The organism is Burkholderia sp. AU4i (assembly GCF_000466765.1).
In the GTDB taxonomy this organism is placed as follows: domain Bacteria; phylum Pseudomonadota; class Gammaproteobacteria; order Burkholderiales; family Burkholderiaceae; genus Burkholderia; species Burkholderia cepacia.
Genome location: NZ_ASSI01000353.1, coordinates 1 through 594, shown reverse-complemented (window position 1 = coordinate 594; position 594 = coordinate 1). Strand labels below are relative to the sequence as shown.

Below are 594 nucleotides of genomic sequence, written 5' to 3'. Positions count from 1 at the left end.
GAACCTGATCGCCGTGCGCGCGAAGGACAAGGACCAGCCGTGGGTGAAGAAGCTGGTCAAGGCGTACCAGTCGCCGGAAGTGCGCGAATTCATCAAGAAGCAGTTCAAGGGCTCGATGGTCGCGTCGTTCTGAACGCCGCACACCGGCCGGACCGCTGAACGAAAGGGCCTGCATCGCGCAGGCCCTTTTTTCATTGGCGCGGCCGGTCGGGGGCCGCGGGATGCTGCGTTCGGCGCCGTCTCACATCTCGCCGCGCCGCGAGCAGATCGACATGATCTGCTGGATCGCATAGTTGTCGCGCACGCCTGGCAGCGACTGCACGACGCACTCGTGAAAGCGCCGCTCGCGCGGCAGCAGCATCGCGTTGTTGCGGTACAGCGCGTCGCACGAGCGCTGGATCAACTGGGCCGCCGCACCGTTGCGGCTCTCGCGCAGCGCATTGAGCATGCAGTCGTCGTATTGCGCGCTGCCGTCGGTCAGCGCGAACGCCGCTCCCGGCAACGCCAGCGCGACAGCCGCGAATGCGATGGCTCGGATCCCCCGTTTCATGTCGCCTCCGATGGCGTGGACTGGGTCGGCCGACAGCATAACGT

At 66.2% G+C, this 594-nt stretch carries 2 protein-coding genes; one reads left to right on the top strand and one right to left on the bottom strand.

Annotation, left to right across the window (positions count from 1 at the left end):
- Positions 1-133, top strand: a 133-nt coding sequence (locus tag L810_RS46710; protein ID WP_257009045.1) for a MetQ/NlpA family ABC transporter substrate-binding protein, incomplete at its 5' end; no start/stop codon positions are given.
- A 108-nt stretch (positions 134-241) separates the two neighbouring features.
- On the opposite strand, the gene L810_RS42380 is transcribed toward L810_RS46710, so the two are convergent.
- Entirely contained in the window at positions 242-550 is a 309-nt protein-coding gene (locus L810_RS42380; RefSeq protein WP_021164244.1) for a VF_A0006 family four-cysteine protein, read from the bottom strand.
- Positions 551-594: the final 44 nt, after the last annotated feature.